Source organism: Leisingera sp. NJS201, assembly GCF_004535885.1.
Lineage (GTDB): Bacteria > Pseudomonadota > Alphaproteobacteria > Rhodobacterales > Rhodobacteraceae > Leisingera.
Genome location: NZ_CP038234.1, coordinates 331,063 through 344,610, shown reverse-complemented (window position 1 = coordinate 344,610; position 13,548 = coordinate 331,063). Strand labels below are relative to the sequence as shown.

The following is a 13,548-nucleotide window of genomic DNA, read 5'->3' as shown; positions in this document are numbered from 1 at the left end:
AGAAGCGGAGCGCGAGCAGTTCATCAGTGATTTGTCCCGTTCGAACCAGGATCTGGACGATTTCGCCTATATTGCCTCCCATGATCTGCGGGCGCCTCTGCGGGTTATCGGAAACGCCTCCAGCTGGCTGGAGGAGGATCTCGCCGACGCCTTGGACGATGAGAGCCGGGAAAACCTGCAGCTCATCCAGTCCCGGATTTCGAGGATGGAACAACTGCTGGACGACTTGCACGAGTATTCCCGTGCCGGGCGCAAGACGGACGCCAGATATCTACAGCTGATGCCAGGCAGCGATTTGATGGATGAAGTACTGATGCTGGTCGACCAGCCAAAGGGGGTCACCATCAATACCGACCCCGGTTTCGCCGCCATCCAGCTTCCGAACATGCCGTTGAAGCAGATCTTGGCCAACCTGATCTCCAACGCGATCAAGCACAACGAAACCAGCACAGGCGTGGTTGACGTGCTGCTGGAACACGACGCCGGCATGTATGCCATTACGGTCGCCGATGACGGTCCCGGTATTGATCCGCAGTTTCACGAGCAGATTTTCAAGATGTTTCAAACACTGAAGTCGCGCGACGTGGTCGAAGGCAGCGGTATCGGCCTGGCGATCGTCAAGAAACACGTGGAAAATGCGGGCGGCAAAATCTCTTTGCAGTCTTCGCCGGGCGAAGGCTGCGCATTCCGGTTCACTTGGCCCAAGCCGGCCTGCCCAAACAAAGGATAGCCAAAGTATGATGAGAATGAACAGCGGCGGGCAGACCTCTCATAAGGATCTGAACATCATTCTGGTGGATGATGACCACGGGGACGCCAAGGCCGTTGAGCGGGCATTCAAGAAAGTCAAAATCGCAAATGAGATCACACGCGCGATCGACGGGCTTGAGGCGCTGGATTACCTCCGCGGGACGGGCGGCAAGGACAAGGTCCAACAGCCCTATGTGCTGCTGGTTGATATCAAGATGCCGCGGATGAGCGGCATCGAGCTGGTCCAGGAATTGCGCGCAGATCCTGAACTCAGCAGGTCAGTGGTATTCTTCCTGACGACCTCAAGCCACGAGCAGGACATCGAAGCTGCCTATGAATTGAATGCAGCAGGCTATATCGTGAAGGAAACAGCAGGGCGTGATTTTTTGCAACTAGTCGATATGGTTGACCGCTATTGGCGGATTGTCGAATTCCCTATCCCCGGCACCTGATCCGCAGCACTGTTGCGGCTCTGCGTCTGAAAAACACCGGCAGCCATGCCAAACGTGCCGCACCTCCGGGCCGTTTTCAATGCGATGGCAAGGTGCCGTCATATCTTGACACTGAGGGGTAAAGGGTAGCTGTCTTGTGCCTGAGACAGATTGCAGAAATTCTATACACATCCCCAAGAGCAGGAGGTGCAGCACATTATGCCCCGCTTTGAGATCAGCCCGGAAGACCCGGCCGGACCGGAAGCTTCAGCCCTGATCCGGCGGCATCTTTCGCAAATGGCGGCACAATCGCCGGAAGAAAGCTGTCACGCGCTGGATACAAGCGGCCTTGAAGGTCCTGATGTACAGTTCTTTCTGCTGCGCCGGGGCGGCAAACCGGTTGCCATGGGGGCGCTGAAACTGCTGGAAGGCGGCGCACGCGAATTGAAGTCCATGCACACGGTGTCCGAGGCCCGCGGCAGCGGAGCAGGACGCGCAATGCTGGAATTCCTGCTGCAGCTTTCCCGCAAAGAAGAGGCCACAGGCCTCTTTCTGGAGACTGGCTCCACCGATGATTTTCTGCCTTCGCGCAGGCTGTATGAATCCCTTGGTTTTAAGCAATGCGCGCCCTTTGGGGACTACGCAGCGGACCCGTGGTCAGTATTCATGCACCTGGACTTGCGCGCAGCGGCTTGACCCTTGGCACCCGCCTGTCATAACTGGCGCCAAGCGGTCCCTTAGCTCAACTGGATAGAGCAGCTGACTTCTAATCAGCAGGTTGAGGGTTCGAGTCCTTCAGGGATCGCCAATTCCTTTAGTTGCCAATGAAGCATAACCTTGCACACTTTAGGGGTTTTGATGCACACCCTGTGTCACGGGGAAAGTGCCAGGTGGGCTAGTGCTTGCTTCCCTTCCACCGAGAGGACCGCACCATCATACCGCGGGATCAAACAGCTGCGACAGCGGCTGCCTGGGCGGACCCGGGAGATTGGCCTCCCGCCCCCTGAACAGCCATTATGATGCTTGATGATGCGTGGCTGAACCGTCAATGAGGGAGCGTCATCAACGGCCTCCTCTCTGTTTCGTCTTTCCGCAACTCCGCGCTACCATCGCCTCAGGCGCTCTGTGCGCCAATTGTTGATTTATGCATTGGAGATGAATCCCATGGCCCTGAAACCGGAAGAAGTGAAGGCACAGGTCGAGGCGCTTGGCGGCAAGCAGGCCAAGCGCAAAAAGCTTAAGACCGAACCCGAAGGCACGTCCGAGAAGAAACTGCCCGGCGATCTGCGCAAAGGGCTGGAGGCGCATTTCGGCGGTAATCTGGGCAAGGTCAGGGTGCATGTCGGCGGCAATGCCAAGGACGTCTGCAAGGAACTGAAAGCCAAAGCCTTTACCGTCGGCAACAACATCTATGTGATGAAGCCTGCATTCGCCAAGGATACCGACCTGCTGGCGCATGAGCTGACCCATGTGCTGCAGAAGGGCAAGGGCAAGATGCCCAAGGCCAAGGACGGCGTGGCGCTGACCTCAAAATAGGCCTGCACCACCCTTTCGCGCAGCTCTGCCCAGCCTATTGACACATTTTAAACCTTTTTTAAGCAAAATTGCCCGCAAGATAGTCTTGAGAGACACTGGGGCGGTCAGGCTAGATTGCTCCCGGAGAAGGAGTTGCCATGGTTTGGGCTGGACTGTTCGCAGGCATGATCACCGGAATGTGCGCCACGGCGTTTGGGTTTTTTGTGGCCGCGCTGCCGCTGTGGCTGAGCCTGCTGCTGTATCCGGCAGCCGGGCTGGGCGCGACCGTGCTGGTTATCGCTGTTCTTTCCCTGCGCTGCTGGCTGCAGTCGCAGCCGGTCATCGGACAAGCCTACGGCAACCGCGCCTAGCTGCGCAGCCAGCTGACGATCTGGCCTTGCCGCATCGCGCCGGCCTGGCGCTTTTTCTCTTTGCCGCGTTCAAAGGCGACCAGGGTCGGGATGCCGCGGATGCGGTATCGCGCGCCTGTGGACGGGTGGTCCTGGGTGTTCAGCTTGACCAGCCGCGCCTTGCTGCCCAATGCCTTAGCGGCCTTGGTAAACTCCGGTGCCATTGTCCGGCAGGGCCCGCACCAGGGCGCCCAGAAATCGGCCAGCAGCGGCAGATCGTCATTCTGCGCCGCCTTCTGCAATGTGGCCGGGTCCACGTCCACCGGCTTGCCCGGCATCAGCGCCGCGCCGCAGCTGCCGCAATTGGGGCCTTTGCCCAGCTTGTCCTCCGGCACCCGGTTCAGCTGGGCACAGGCCAGGCAGGTCAGGGTCTTGGCACCCATGATGGTTCCTCCGCTTCAATCCTGCCCTGATACAGACATCGGCTGCCAGGCCGCAAGAGACGCCGCCGGAGCTTCACAAACCTGTAATCAGCACTGGAAGCTGCGGGCCGCCGCTTCAATATCAAAGGCATGCAACAGATACTTCGCCTCCTGCCGCCGCTTGCGGCCGTTCTGGCAGCCGCCGAACTGGCGCATTTTATGAATCTGACCGCAGGCCTGGGGGCACATCCCTGGTGGGCGGGCAAAGTGATCTGGCTGGGCGCCCTGCCCGGTCTTGCGCTGGCCCTTGCCGTCCGGCTGCTGCACCTGCCACGCTGGCTGGCAGCCGCGGGTTTCGCGGTCTTCGGTGCCGCGGCCTTTGCCATCGCGGCAGCAGGCAAGGCGCAATTCGCCGCGTCTTACGCCGAGGACCTGTTGGCCGGGAAATTCTGGTACTTTGGCTGGATTGCCGTCTGCACCCTGGCTGCTGCTACGCTTGCAACACTTGCCGGCCCGTCTGCGGAAACCCGTTGACCCAGCGCATTCCGCGCCGGAAGATGATTAGACGACACAACAGACATCCGGAGATTTAGCCATGATTTCACGCCGGAAAATTCTGAGTACCGGTACTGCGGCCGCCGCAGCAACCTTGCTTCCGCTGCCTGCGCTGGCCCGCAAGAAAGACCCCGCTCCCTTTGATCCCACCCCGCAGGAGGTCCGGATCCGCAAGGATTTTGCCCCGGGGCAGATCCTGGTGCTGCCGCGCTCCTACTACCTTTACTTTGTCACCGACAAGCGCAAGGCGATGCGCTATGGCGTTGGTGTCGGCAAGGCCGGTCTGGAGTTCACCGGCACTGCCGTGATCGAACGCAAAAAGGTCTGGCCCACCTGGCGCCCGACCGACGAGATGATCGAACGCGATCCGCGGGCCTATGCCAAGTTTGTCGACAATGAGTACATTCAGCCCGGCGGGCCGGAAAATCCGCTGGGAGCGCGGGCCCTGTATCTGTTTCAGAACGGCATCGACACCTATTTCCGCATCCATGGCACCAACCAGCCGCAGACCATCGGGCACTCGGTATCCAACGGCTGCATCCGGATGATGAATGAGCACGTTACGGATCTGTATCAGCGGGTTCCGCTCGGCACGGTTGTGACAGTGCTTTAGGCACGGTTCTGCCGGAGACACGGCGTCACTTTGGATTTTTTCTTGCGCCTGGGGTGATTCCTACTCAATTCTGTCACCGCAACGTCACGCGAGTATCATCACTGTTGCCTTACCGGCGCGGTTATGACTCTTTGCAGACCGCTGCCGTTCTGCCGCATGACGCGGGCAGAGAATTGAGACGACTTAGGAGAATACGACGATGGCGACTGGCACCGTCAAATGGTTCAACACCACCAAAGGCTACGGCTTTATTGCACCCGATGATGGCGGCAAGGACATTTTTGTCCACATTTCCGCAGTTGAGCGATCAGGGCTGACCGGCCTGGCCGACAATCAGAAAGTGACTTACGAACTGCAGGCTGGCCGCGACGGCCGCGAGTCCGCGGTTGATATCGCACTGGCCTCCTGATCCGAACTTCTGATCACGCCTGAGAGCTTTCAAACAGCCCTGCCCGCCGGGGCTGTTTTCATTGTTGAATCGCCGTGACCAGCTGCAGGGCTGCCGGTCCGATCGCAGCCACATTCAGCGCAACGCCCCGGGCATTCGGGTGGATGCCGTCATCCTGCAAATAGGCCTGCGCCGCTGCCGGGTCGCCGCCCGCCTCTGCTGCAATGCCCGCAAAAGCATCCGGATGCAGCACCGCATCGAATTCGGCAGCCAAGTCCGGGTATATCGCGTCAAAAGCGGTCTTGTAGTCCGGCCCGTAATTGCCCGGTGCCTTCATGCCGATCAGCAGGGTTTCAATACCCAAGGTTTCGGCTTCCTGCAGGATGTGGGCCAGATTGGTCCGTGCCGCCGCTGGCGCCAGGCCGCGCAGCAGGTCGTTGCCGCCCAAAAGCACGATCAAACCGTCGGGATTGTCCGACAGCGTCCACTCCGCCCGCTCTGCCCCGCCGGCGGTGGTGTCGCCGGACACACCGGCATTCTGCAGCACCACTTCGGCGCCGTTTTCATTCAGCCAATGCTCCAGCTGCGGCACCAGACCCTGGTCCTGCGGCAGCCCGTAACCCTGCACCAGACTGTCGCCCAATGCCGTGATCCGCAGCGGCTCAGCCCAGGCGGTGTTTGAAAAAAGCAGCAAACTCAACAGCGCCAGTATCTTGTGCATCGCCGCAAAAACTCCATATCCGATAGGTGGATCCAACAGGCAGGCCCGATGACCAACGATAACAGCCCCGTTCTGCATCTGTTAGATGCGTCTTTGACCCTGAATAGCAATACCGGCCCGGTAGAGATTTTGCACGGCATCTCGCTGGATGTGCGGCGGGGGGAGACGTTGGGGCTGGTGGGGCCGTCCGGGTCCGGCAAGTCCTCGCTCTTGATGCTGATGGGCGGGCTGGAGCAGGCAACCGGCGGAACGATCACAGCGCTTGGCCAGGATTTGACGGCAATGGACGAGGACGCGCTGGCACGGTTCCGGCGCAACAACATGGGGGTGGTGTTTCAAAGCTTTCACCTGATCCCGACCATGACGGCGCTGGAAAATGTCGCCACGCCGCTGGAGCTGGCGGGCGTCAAGGATGCTTTTGACCGCGCCCAGGCGGAACTGGAGGCAGTTGGCCTTGGCCATCGCGCCGGCCACTTCCCGGCGCAGATGTCGGGCGGTGAGCAGCAGCGCGTTGCCTTGGCCCGTGCACTGGCGCCGCGGCCTGCGATCCTGTTGGCTGATGAACCCACCGGCAATCTGGACGAGACCAACGGCGAGGCAGTGATGGATCTGCTGTTTGGTCTGCGCGACCGGTACGGCGCCACGCTGGTGATGGTGACCCACGCGCCGGAACTGGCGGCCCGCTGCGACCGGGTGGTCCGGCTGCGCGACGGACGGGTGGATGACGCCGCCGCGCGCGAGGCCGCGGAATGAATGCTGCCGCCTTCCGCCTCGCCTGGCGCTTTGCCCTGCGCGAGCTGCGCGGCGGCCTGAAAGGTTTCCGCATTTTTCTGGCCTGTCTGGCGCTGGGGGTCGGGGTGATTGCTGCCATCGGCTCAATCCGGACGTCGATTGAAACCGGGCTGTCGCGCGAAGGCGCGACCATCCTGGGCGGCGACGCCGAGCTGAACTTCACCTACCGCTTTGCCAATGAGGACGAGCGCGGCTGGCTGGACCGGAATGCGGTCCGCTATTCCGAGATTGCCGAGTTCCGCTCGATGGCAACTGTAGGCGAGGAGCGCGGGCTGACCCAGGTGAAGGCGGTGGACGGGCTGTACCCGTTGAAGGGAGCGATGCAGCTTTCGCCACCGATACCCTTGGAGACCGCTTTGGCAGGCGCAAAGGGCCTGCCGGGCGGTGTTATGGACCGGGTACTGGCGGACCGGCTGGGATTGCAGCCGGGCGATACGTTCCGGCTGGGCACGCAGGATTTCAGGCTGATGGCGCTGATCGTGCTGGAGCCGGACGCCGCGGCCTCGGGCTTTGAACTGGGCCCGCGCACTATGGTGCGGACAGCGGATCTGGCGGGTTCCGGGCTGTTGGAGCCGGGCACACTGTTTGACACCAAATACCGCATGGAACTGCCGACAGGCCGTGACTTGAACGCACTGCAGGCAGAGGCAGAGGGCCTGTTTGAGACCACCGGCATGCGCTGGCGCGATGCAAGAAATGGCGCGCCGGGGATATCCTCATTTGTGGAACGTCTCGGCGGGTTTCTGGTGCTGGTGGGCCTGTCCGGCCTGGCGGTGGGCGGGGTTGGCGTGTCTGCTGCGGTGCGCGCCTATCTGGCAACCAAGACCGCCACCATCGCCACCCTGCGCACATTGGGGGCGGAGCGGCAGACAATTTTCCTGACCTATTTCCTGCAGATCGGCGCGCTGACGCTGATCGGGGTGGGGATCGGCCTGGTTTTGGGCGGCTTGGGGCCAATGCTGCTGGGGCCGCTGATTGCCGCGCAGCTGCCGTTCCCGGCAGTGTTTTCAATCTATCCGTCCGCACTGGCCGAGGCGGCGATTTATGGCGTGCTGACCGCCTTCATCTTTGCCCTGTGGCCGCTGGCCCGGGCCGAGCGCATCCGCGCCGCCTCGCTGTTCCGGGATGCTTTTGCCAGCCAAACCCGGCTGCCTGCGCCCCGTTATCTGCTGGCGACCGCGCTGGCATTGGGGGCACTGGTGGGGATGGCTGCCTGGTTCAGCGGCTCGGCTCAGCTGACCTTGTGGACAGCGGGCGGGCTGATGGGGGCGCTTATGGTGCTGCTGGTTGCGGCGCTGGGGATTGGTTTTCTCGCCCGCCGCGGTTCCGGCGCGTCGCGGGGGCGGCCTGCCCTTCGCTGGGCGCTGTCGTCCATTGGCAGCGCGCGGGACGGTGCGGTGCCTGCGGTGCTGGCACTGGGTCTTGGCCTGACAGTGCTGGCCGCCATCGGCCAGATCGACGGCAACATGCGCCGCGCTATTGCGGGCAACCTGCCGGATGTGGCGCCCAGTTACTTCTTTGTCGACATCCAGCGCAGCCAGATGCCCGGGTTTCTGGAGCGGGTCGAGAATGACCCGGCTGTGACCCGGGTAGAGAACGCACCGATGCTGCGCGGGGTTCTGACCCGCATCAACGGCCAGCCCGCCACAGAGGTTGCAGGCGACCACTGGGTGGTACGCGGCGACCGCGGCATCACCTATGCCGCAGCCCGGCCTGACAGCACCGAGGTTACCGCCGGTGAATGGTGGCCTGCGGATTACGCCGGGGCGCCGCAGATCAGCTTTGCTGCCGAGGAGGCGGAGGAACTGGGGCTGTCCTTGGGCGACACGCTGACGCTGAACATCCTGGGCCGCGACATCACGGGCACCATCACCAGCTTCCGCAATGTGGATTTCTCCACCGCGGGCATGGGGTTTGTGATGGTCCTGAACGAGTCCGCCCTGGCCGGTGCGCCGCATAGTTTCATCGCCACCGTCTATGCCGAAGAGCAGGCCGAGGCCGCAATCCTGCGCGATCTGGCCCGCGAAATGCCGAATATCACCGCGATCCGGATGCGTGATGCGATCGACCGGGTGGCGGACATTCTGCGCCAGCTGGCCGCCGCCACCGCCTATGGCGCCGCAGCAACGCTGCTGACCGGGTTTCTGGTACTGCTGGGCACCGCCGCGGCTGGAGAACCTGCGCGCCGGTATGAGGCGGCACTGCTGAAAACCCTGGGGGCGCCGCGCAAACAGATCCTGCTGAGCTTTGCCCTGCGGTCCGCCCTGCTGGGCGCCGCCGCCGGGCTGGTGGCGCTGGCGGCGGGCATTGCCGGAGCCTGGGCGATCAATGCCTATGTGTTCGAGACCAGCTATGCGGTGATCTGGCCGAATGCGCTGATGGTGATCTCAGGCGGGGTGCTGACAACACTGCTGGCCGGGCTGGTCTTTGCCCTGCGCCCTCTGGCGGCAAAGCCCGCCCGCATCCTGCGCGCAAGGGAATAGACGGCGCTGCGGCGGTCTTAGCGGGCGCCGCAGGAGACCGGCTGCAAAATGCGCAACAGGTCGTGGTTGTCGCACACCAATGCCTCCAGCGTGATGTCATCAAGCGAGGTGTAAAACGCCTGTGCCGCATCAGCCAGTGCCAGCTTGAGACGGCAGGCATCGGTCAACGGGCAGGTGTTGTCCGCGTCGGCAAAGCATTCCACCATCGGCAGGCCGCCTTCGACATCGCGGAACACGTCGCCGATCCGGATATCCAATGCGGGCTTGCCCAGGTTCATACCGCCATTGCGCCCCCGCTGGGTCGCCAGATAGCCAAGCTGGCTCAGCTGGTTGATCACCTGCGCCAAGTGGTTTTCCGAGATATTGCAGCATTCGGCGATCTCAGCCTTGGTCACCAGACGGTCTTTGTGCGCGGCGCAATACATCAGCAGCCGCACGGCAATGTTGGTCCTTTTGGTAATCCGCATGGGTCGCTCCCGCAGCTATGGTGCATCGCTTATTGCACATGGCGGCAAAAAGCGGTTTGACATACATCAATAACCGGAAACACGAACGATAGGCAGAGCGGATGACAGCCCCATATTTCTTTGGCTACGGCAGCCTGGTGAACACTGCAACGCATGCCTATGGCGGGGCGGCACCGGCACGGCTGCGCGGCTGGCGGCGGGCCTGGGTTCATACCGCCCTGCGCGAGGTCGCCTTCCTGTCGGCGGTGCCCTGCGCAGACAGCGAAATTGACGGGCTGATTGCCGAAGTGCCCGGAGCAGACTGGGCAGCACTGGATGAACGCGAGTTCGCCTATGATCGGCTGCCTGCATCAGGTGCAGTGCAGCACGGGCTGGGCGGGGCGCCGGAAATTTCAGTCTATGCCGTTGCCGCGGAAAACAAAAATGGCATCACCGCGCGGCACCCTATCCTGCTGAGCTATCTTGATGTGGTGCTGCTGGGCTATTTGCAGGTCTTTGGCGAGGCCGGGCTGCACGGCTTTGTTGCAACCACCGATGGCTGGGACGCCCCGGTTCTGAACGACCGCGCCGCGCCGCGCTATCCGCGCCACCAGCCGGTTTCAGTGGCCGAGCGTAAATTGTTTGATGAACTGATCGACAGTACAGGTTCCCGCCGGATAGTCTCAGGGTCATGATAGAAAAGGCGCTGCTGCACCTCGGCCGGATTGCACGGCAACTCTGGTTCAGAGTTGTTCTGATTTCCCTTTTTTCCTTGTTGGCTTTGCTGCTGGCGCCGCTGGCGAAACCGCTGCTGCCGGACAGTCTGAGCGAGGATTTCGGACGCGAGGCAGTGCTGCCGGTGCTGACGATCCTGGCGTCGGGCATGCTGGCAGTCACCACCTTTTCGCTCAACGTCATGGTCAGCGCCTACCGCACCGCCGCCTCGATGGCGACGCCGCGGGTCTACCGGCTGCTGCTGGAAGACACCGTCACCCACCGGGTTCTGGCAACCTTTGTGGGCGGATTCATCTATTCGCTGAGCGCGGTGATCCTGTTCCGGGCCCGCTATTACACGCCGGAAGGCGCGCTGGTGGTCTTTGGCTTGACCATCATCGTGGTGATTCTGATCGTCGGTGCCATCCTGCGCTGGATTGATCACCTGTCGAGCCTTGGGAGCATGGACCACACCCTGCGGCTGATCGAAATCCGCACCCGCGCCAGCCTGCGCGCGCGGATGGAAAAACCCTGTCTGGGCGGGCTGTGCGCACGTGAAGAGGCTAAACCCGGCGACGCCGTTGATATCCCAGCCGCCAAGAGCGGTTTTGTCCGCTTTGCCGGGCTGACCCGGTTGAACGATCTGGCTGAGGAAGCCGGCACGCAGATCACCCTGGCGCGCGCACCCGGCGAATACATTCTGCGCGGCCAGCCGGTGGCCTGGGCCACCGCCGGGGACAATGACTTCTGCAAGGCGGCTTCAGCTGCGATCGACATCGGGGATGTACGCAGCTTTGATCAGGACCCGTCTTTCGGCCTGACATTGCTGGCAGAGACCGCGCAAAAGGCGCTGTCGCCCGGTGTCAATGATCCCGGTACCGCGGTTGAAGTCATGGGCCGGCTGGAACGGTTGCTGTGGGAGAACACGCCCGCGGATGAGACCAGCGACGCCCGCAAGGCTGCCTATCCCAATGTCTGCATCCCGCCGGTCACCGCACAGCATCTGCTGGCCTGCGCCTTTCCCCCGATTGCCCGCTGCGGCAGTGATGCCCCATCAGTCATGCGCTGGATGGGAAAATCCCTGGACGCGCTTGGCGAGCATCCGAACCCGGATATGGCCAAAGCCGCCAGGGAAATGTGCCGGGAACTGAAGGATGGCAGCTGGGGCTGAGCGGCTTGTGACTGGCAAAAGGGTGTGCTCCCGTCTGTTCCGGCGCATGAAATATACGCTTTGCACAGTTGGGTATGGCACCGCTCCCCAAGGGGAGCGGTGCAGCGCCGCGCCTCCGCGCGGCGCCGGGCCCAACCGGCGGCACGGCATCTTTGATGCCGGTCCGGCGGGCGGGAGCCCCGGATAGCAAATAGGCGGCACCCTGAAGCGCCGCCTATTTTTTAAATTCAGGCGAACCTCAATCAGCCGCGGGCGCGGACAGTTTCCATCAACGCCAGAAGCGCCGACATGTCCGGGCCGCGCTCCATGCCGGTGACCGCCTTGCGCAGCGGCATGAACAGGCCTTTGCCCTTGCGGCCCGTCGCCTCTTTCACTGCGGTGGTCCAGTTCTTCCAGCTGTCCGCGTCATACGGACCTTCCGGCAGCAGCGCCATCGCTTCGGCGATGAACGCCTTGTCCTCGTCGGCTACCAGCGGCTCGGCACCGTCGCGGCACAGCTCCCACCAGCCCGCCAGATCCTTCAGCGTGGTGATGTTTTCCTTGGCCACATCCCAAAAGGCTGCCTGTTTCGCGGCAGGCACGCCCAGCGCGTCTACATGGCTTTGCACCGCCTCCAGCGGCAGCGACTGCAAGTAGCGGGCAGTCAACGGATAGAGATCCTCGACATCGAATTTGGTGGGGGCTGCCCCAAAGCGGTTGATGTCGAAGCCATCGATCAGCTCGGCCAATTCCGAACGCAGCTCCACCGGATCGGAAGAGCCAAGGCGGGCCATCAAGGACAGCAGCGCCATCGGCTGCACCCCGGCTTCACGCAGGTCGCGCAGCGCCAGCGTGCCCAAACGTTTGGACAGCGCCTCGCCCTGCGGGCCGGTCAGCAGCGAGTGGTGGGCAAAGGACGGTACGGTACCGCCCAACGCTTCGATGATCTGGATCTGGGTGGCAGTGTTGGTCACATGGTCCGAGCCGCGCACCACATTGGTCACGCCCATTTCGGTGTCATCGACAACCGAGGCCAGCGTGTACAGGAACTGGCCGTCACCGCGGATCAGCACCGGGTCCGAGACCGAAGCCGCGTCGATGGAGATATCGCCCAGAATGCCGTCAGGCCATTCGATGCGCTGATGATCCAGCTTGAAGCGCCAGACGCCATCGCCGCGCTCGGCGCGCAATGCGGCTTTTTCGTCCTCTGACAATGCCAGCGCAGCGCGGTCATAGACCGGCGGCTTGCCCATGTTCAGCTGTTTCTTGCGCTTCAGGTCCAGCTCGACCGGGGTCTCGAACGCCTCATAGAAACGGCCGATTTCGCGCAGCTTGTCCGCGGCTGCGACATAGCGGTCGAGACGCTCGGACTGGCGCTCCACCTTGTCCCAGGTCAGGCCCAGCCATTCCAGGTCCTGCTTGATGGCATCGACGTATTCTTCCTTGGACCGCTCCGGGTCGGTGTCGTCGATGCGCAGGATGAAAGTGCCGCCGGCCTTGCGGGCGATCAGGTAGTTCATCAGCGCGGTGCGCAGGTTGCCGACGTGGATATAGCCGGTCGGCGACGGGGCAAAACGGGTGGTGGTCATCACGGTTCTCCTGTTGCCGATGCCTTGTCACATGGGCGGCGGATTGTCCAGTTTCAGCAGGGTTAACGCGCCTCGCGGCGCGTGCCTCCGGCGGGGATATTTGGGGCAAGAGGAAAGCGCGGGTCAGCTTGGCTGCACCGGCCAGATTGCGTTGAGGTCTTTCAGGCCGGTGCGGATCAGTTCAGCCAGGACTTCCAGATCGATATCGGCCAGCTTGTTCACATAAAGGCAGCTTCTGCCCAGCTTGTGCTTGCCCAGGCGTGCAAGGATGGTGCCATAGTCCTGATAGCCCGGCATGATGTAGATCGAGTGGCGCGCCTTGCGTGGCGAGAAGCCGGTGGCGAGGAAGTCTCCTTTGCGTCCCGTGGCATAGCGGTAGTGGTAGCGCCCGTAACCGATGATGGAAGGCCCCCACATCTGCGGCATAAAACCGGTGGTTTGGCGGAACAGGGCATCCAGCTCTTGTGCTTCCGCCGCCTTGCGCTCTGGTTCAACCGTGGCAAGGAAATCTGCAACGCTTGCTCCGGTCGGGACGGTCTTGTTCTGGCTCATGGCGGGGGCCCTCCTGCCTGCATCCTAACCCGCATCACGGGATTGTTTACAGCCCTCTGCCGCCGCGGCGCTAGGAT

At 62.3% G+C, this 13,548-nt stretch carries 17 protein-coding genes, 1 tRNA gene and 1 pseudogene; 14 read left to right on the top strand and 5 right to left on the bottom strand.

Annotation, left to right across the window (positions count from 1 at the left end; genetic code table 11):
- Positions 1 to 31: 31 nt before the first annotated feature.
- The 7 genes and pseudogenes from ETW23_RS25580 to ETW23_RS01670 form a co-directional block, all read left to right on the top strand.
- Positions 32 to 190: pseudogene (locus tag ETW23_RS25580) on the top strand (histidine kinase dimerization/phospho-acceptor domain-containing protein); the annotation flags it as partial.
- 15 nt (positions 191 to 205) lie between these two features.
- Positions 206 to 730: an ATP-binding protein gene (locus tag ETW23_RS25575; protein WP_247676839.1), complete on the top strand. Its 525-nt coding sequence runs from the start codon at positions 206 to 208 to the stop codon at positions 728 to 730.
- 7 nt (positions 731 to 737) lie between these two features.
- Positions 738 to 1,202 (top strand): response regulator, encoded by a 465-nt coding sequence (locus ETW23_RS01690; protein WP_343328039.1) that lies wholly within the window; start codon positions 738 to 740, stop codon positions 1,200 to 1,202.
- 198 nt (positions 1,203 to 1,400) lie between these two features.
- Positions 1,401 to 1,877: a GNAT family N-acetyltransferase gene (locus ETW23_RS01685; RefSeq protein WP_129372812.1), complete on the top strand. Its 477-nt coding sequence runs from the start codon at positions 1,401 to 1,403 to the stop codon at positions 1,875 to 1,877.
- Between the two features lie 35 nt (positions 1,878 to 1,912).
- Positions 1,913 to 1,989 (top strand) — tRNA-Arg (locus ETW23_RS01680).
- 356 nt (positions 1,990 to 2,345) lie between these two features.
- A complete protein-coding gene (locus tag ETW23_RS01675; protein WP_129369552.1) occupies positions 2,346 to 2,717 on the top strand; it encodes a DUF4157 domain-containing protein in 372 nt (123 codons plus the stop codon).
- A 137-nt stretch (positions 2,718 to 2,854) separates the two neighbouring features.
- Positions 2,855 to 3,067, top strand: coding sequence for a hypothetical protein (locus ETW23_RS01670; protein ID WP_129369551.1), 213 nt, complete (start codon positions 2,855 to 2,857; stop codon positions 3,065 to 3,067).
- Here ETW23_RS01670 and trxC read toward each other — a convergent pair.
- On the bottom strand, positions 3,064 to 3,489 hold the full coding sequence (trxC, locus tag ETW23_RS01665; RefSeq protein ID WP_134828921.1) for a thioredoxin TrxC: 426 nt from the start codon (positions 3,487 to 3,489) through the stop codon (positions 3,064 to 3,066). The two genes, ETW23_RS01670 and trxC, sit on opposite strands and share 4 nt — an antisense overlap.
- A gap of 198 nt (positions 3,490 to 3,687) precedes the next feature.
- Here trxC and ETW23_RS01660 point away from each other — a divergent pair, with 198 nt between their 5' ends.
- From ETW23_RS01660 to ETW23_RS01650, 3 genes are all read left to right on the top strand, one after another.
- Positions 3,688 to 4,002 carry a hypothetical protein gene (locus ETW23_RS01660; RefSeq protein ID WP_134828920.1) on the top strand — a complete coding sequence of 105 codons (315 nt, stop codon included), beginning with the start codon at positions 3,688 to 3,690 and terminating at the stop codon, positions 4,000 to 4,002.
- 61 nt (positions 4,003 to 4,063) lie between these two features.
- Positions 4,064 to 4,636, top strand: coding sequence for a L,D-transpeptidase (locus ETW23_RS01655; protein WP_129369548.1), 573 nt, complete (start codon positions 4,064 to 4,066; stop codon positions 4,634 to 4,636).
- Positions 4,637 to 4,835: 199 nt separating this feature from the next.
- Positions 4,836 to 5,045: a cold-shock protein gene (locus tag ETW23_RS01650; RefSeq protein WP_024088679.1), complete on the top strand. Its 210-nt coding sequence runs from the start codon at positions 4,836 to 4,838 to the stop codon at positions 5,043 to 5,045.
- A 58-nt stretch (positions 5,046 to 5,103) separates the two neighbouring features.
- Here the strand turns inward: ETW23_RS01650 and ETW23_RS01645 are convergent, their stop codons facing one another.
- Positions 5,104 to 5,745, bottom strand: a complete 642-nt coding sequence (locus ETW23_RS01645) for an arylesterase (protein ID WP_134828919.1) — start codon at positions 5,743 to 5,745, stop codon at positions 5,104 to 5,106.
- Positions 5,746 to 5,793: 48 nt separating this feature from the next.
- Between ETW23_RS01645 and ETW23_RS01640 the strand changes: the two genes are divergently transcribed.
- On the top strand, positions 5,794 to 6,498 hold the full coding sequence (locus ETW23_RS01640; protein WP_129369546.1) for an ABC transporter ATP-binding protein: 705 nt from the start codon (positions 5,794 to 5,796) through the stop codon (positions 6,496 to 6,498).
- Positions 6,495 to 9,020 carry an ABC transporter permease gene (locus ETW23_RS01635; protein ID WP_134828918.1) on the top strand — a complete coding sequence of 842 codons (2,526 nt, stop codon included), beginning with the start codon at positions 6,495 to 6,497 and terminating at the stop codon, positions 9,018 to 9,020. Before ETW23_RS01640 ends, ETW23_RS01635 begins: the two co-directional genes overlap by 4 nt.
- Before the next feature lie 17 nt (positions 9,021 to 9,037).
- Here ETW23_RS01635 and ETW23_RS01630 read toward each other — a convergent pair whose 3' ends face one another.
- Positions 9,038 to 9,487: an Rrf2 family transcriptional regulator gene (locus tag ETW23_RS01630; protein ID WP_129369544.1), complete on the bottom strand. Its 450-nt coding sequence runs from the start codon at positions 9,485 to 9,487 to the stop codon at positions 9,038 to 9,040.
- Between the two features lie 101 nt (positions 9,488 to 9,588).
- On the opposite strand from ETW23_RS01630, the gene ETW23_RS01625 reads away from it, so the two are divergent.
- Together ETW23_RS01625 and ETW23_RS01620 are read left to right on the top strand one after the other, a co-directional pair.
- Positions 9,589 to 10,161: a gamma-glutamylcyclotransferase family protein gene (locus ETW23_RS01625; protein ID WP_134828917.1), complete on the top strand. Its 573-nt coding sequence runs from the start codon at positions 9,589 to 9,591 to the stop codon at positions 10,159 to 10,161.
- The gene (locus ETW23_RS01620; RefSeq protein ID WP_134828916.1) at positions 10,158 to 11,351 is read left to right on the top strand and encodes a DUF2254 domain-containing protein; all 1,194 of its coding nucleotides are present in this window, start codon (positions 10,158 to 10,160) and stop codon (positions 11,349 to 11,351) included. The genes ETW23_RS01625 and ETW23_RS01620 overlap by 4 nt, the downstream gene beginning before the upstream one ends.
- Positions 11,352 to 11,593: 242 nt before the next feature.
- Here the strand turns inward: ETW23_RS01620 and gltX are convergent, their stop codons facing one another.
- Positions 11,594 to 12,919 carry a glutamate--tRNA ligase gene (gene gltX / locus ETW23_RS01615; RefSeq protein ID WP_134828915.1) on the bottom strand — a complete coding sequence of 442 codons (1,326 nt, stop codon included), beginning with the start codon at positions 12,917 to 12,919 and terminating at the stop codon, positions 11,594 to 11,596.
- A 123-nt stretch (positions 12,920 to 13,042) separates the two neighbouring features.
- Positions 13,043 to 13,471: a DUF1801 domain-containing protein gene (locus ETW23_RS01610; protein WP_134828914.1), complete on the bottom strand. Its 429-nt coding sequence runs from the start codon at positions 13,469 to 13,471 to the stop codon at positions 13,043 to 13,045.
- Positions 13,472 to 13,548: the final 77 nt, after the last annotated feature.

Excerpts from the sequence above, each read along its gene's own strand:
- ETW23_RS01620 (WP_134828916.1), top strand. The coding sequence starts at position 10,158 with ATGATAGAAAAGGCGCTGCTGCACCTCGGCCGGATTGCACGGCAACTC.
- ETW23_RS01630 (WP_129369544.1), bottom strand. The coding sequence starts at position 9,487 with ATGCGGATTACCAAAAGGACCAACATTGCCGTGCGGCTGCTGATGTAT.
- ETW23_RS01640 (WP_129369546.1), top strand. The coding sequence starts at position 5,794 with ATGACCAACGATAACAGCCCCGTTCTGCATCTGTTAGATGCGTCTTTG.
- ETW23_RS01660 (WP_134828920.1), top strand. The coding sequence starts at position 3,688 with ATGAATCTGACCGCAGGCCTGGGGGCACATCCCTGGTGGGCGGGCAAA.
- ETW23_RS01675 (WP_129369552.1), top strand. The coding sequence starts at position 2,346 with ATGGCCCTGAAACCGGAAGAAGTGAAGGCACAGGTCGAGGCGCTTGGC.
- ETW23_RS01610 (WP_134828914.1), bottom strand. The coding sequence starts at position 13,471 with ATGAGCCAGAACAAGACCGTCCCGACCGGAGCAAGCGTTGCAGATTTC.
- ETW23_RS01650 (WP_024088679.1), top strand. The coding sequence starts at position 4,836 with ATGGCGACTGGCACCGTCAAATGGTTCAACACCACCAAAGGCTACGGC.
- ETW23_RS01645 (WP_134828919.1), bottom strand. The coding sequence starts at position 5,745 with ATGCACAAGATACTGGCGCTGTTGAGTTTGCTGCTTTTTTCAAACACC.
- ETW23_RS01670 (WP_129369551.1), top strand. The coding sequence starts at position 2,855 with ATGGTTTGGGCTGGACTGTTCGCAGGCATGATCACCGGAATGTGCGCC.
- ETW23_RS01690 (WP_343328039.1), top strand. The coding sequence starts at position 738 with ATGATGAGAATGAACAGCGGCGGGCAGACCTCTCATAAGGATCTGAAC.
- gltX (WP_134828915.1), bottom strand. The coding sequence starts at position 12,919 with ATGACCACCACCCGTTTTGCCCCGTCGCCGACCGGCTATATCCACGTC.
- ETW23_RS01685 (WP_129372812.1), top strand. The coding sequence starts at position 1,401 with ATGCCCCGCTTTGAGATCAGCCCGGAAGACCCGGCCGGACCGGAAGCT.
- ETW23_RS25575 (WP_247676839.1), top strand. The coding sequence starts at position 206 with ATGGAACAACTGCTGGACGACTTGCACGAGTATTCCCGTGCCGGGCGC.
- ETW23_RS01625 (WP_134828917.1), top strand. The coding sequence starts at position 9,589 with ATGACAGCCCCATATTTCTTTGGCTACGGCAGCCTGGTGAACACTGCA.
- ETW23_RS01635 (WP_134828918.1), top strand. The coding sequence starts at position 6,495 with ATGAATGCTGCCGCCTTCCGCCTCGCCTGGCGCTTTGCCCTGCGCGAG.
- trxC (WP_134828921.1), bottom strand. The coding sequence starts at position 3,489 with ATGGGTGCCAAGACCCTGACCTGCCTGGCCTGTGCCCAGCTGAACCGG.
- ETW23_RS01655 (WP_129369548.1), top strand. The coding sequence starts at position 4,064 with ATGATTTCACGCCGGAAAATTCTGAGTACCGGTACTGCGGCCGCCGCA.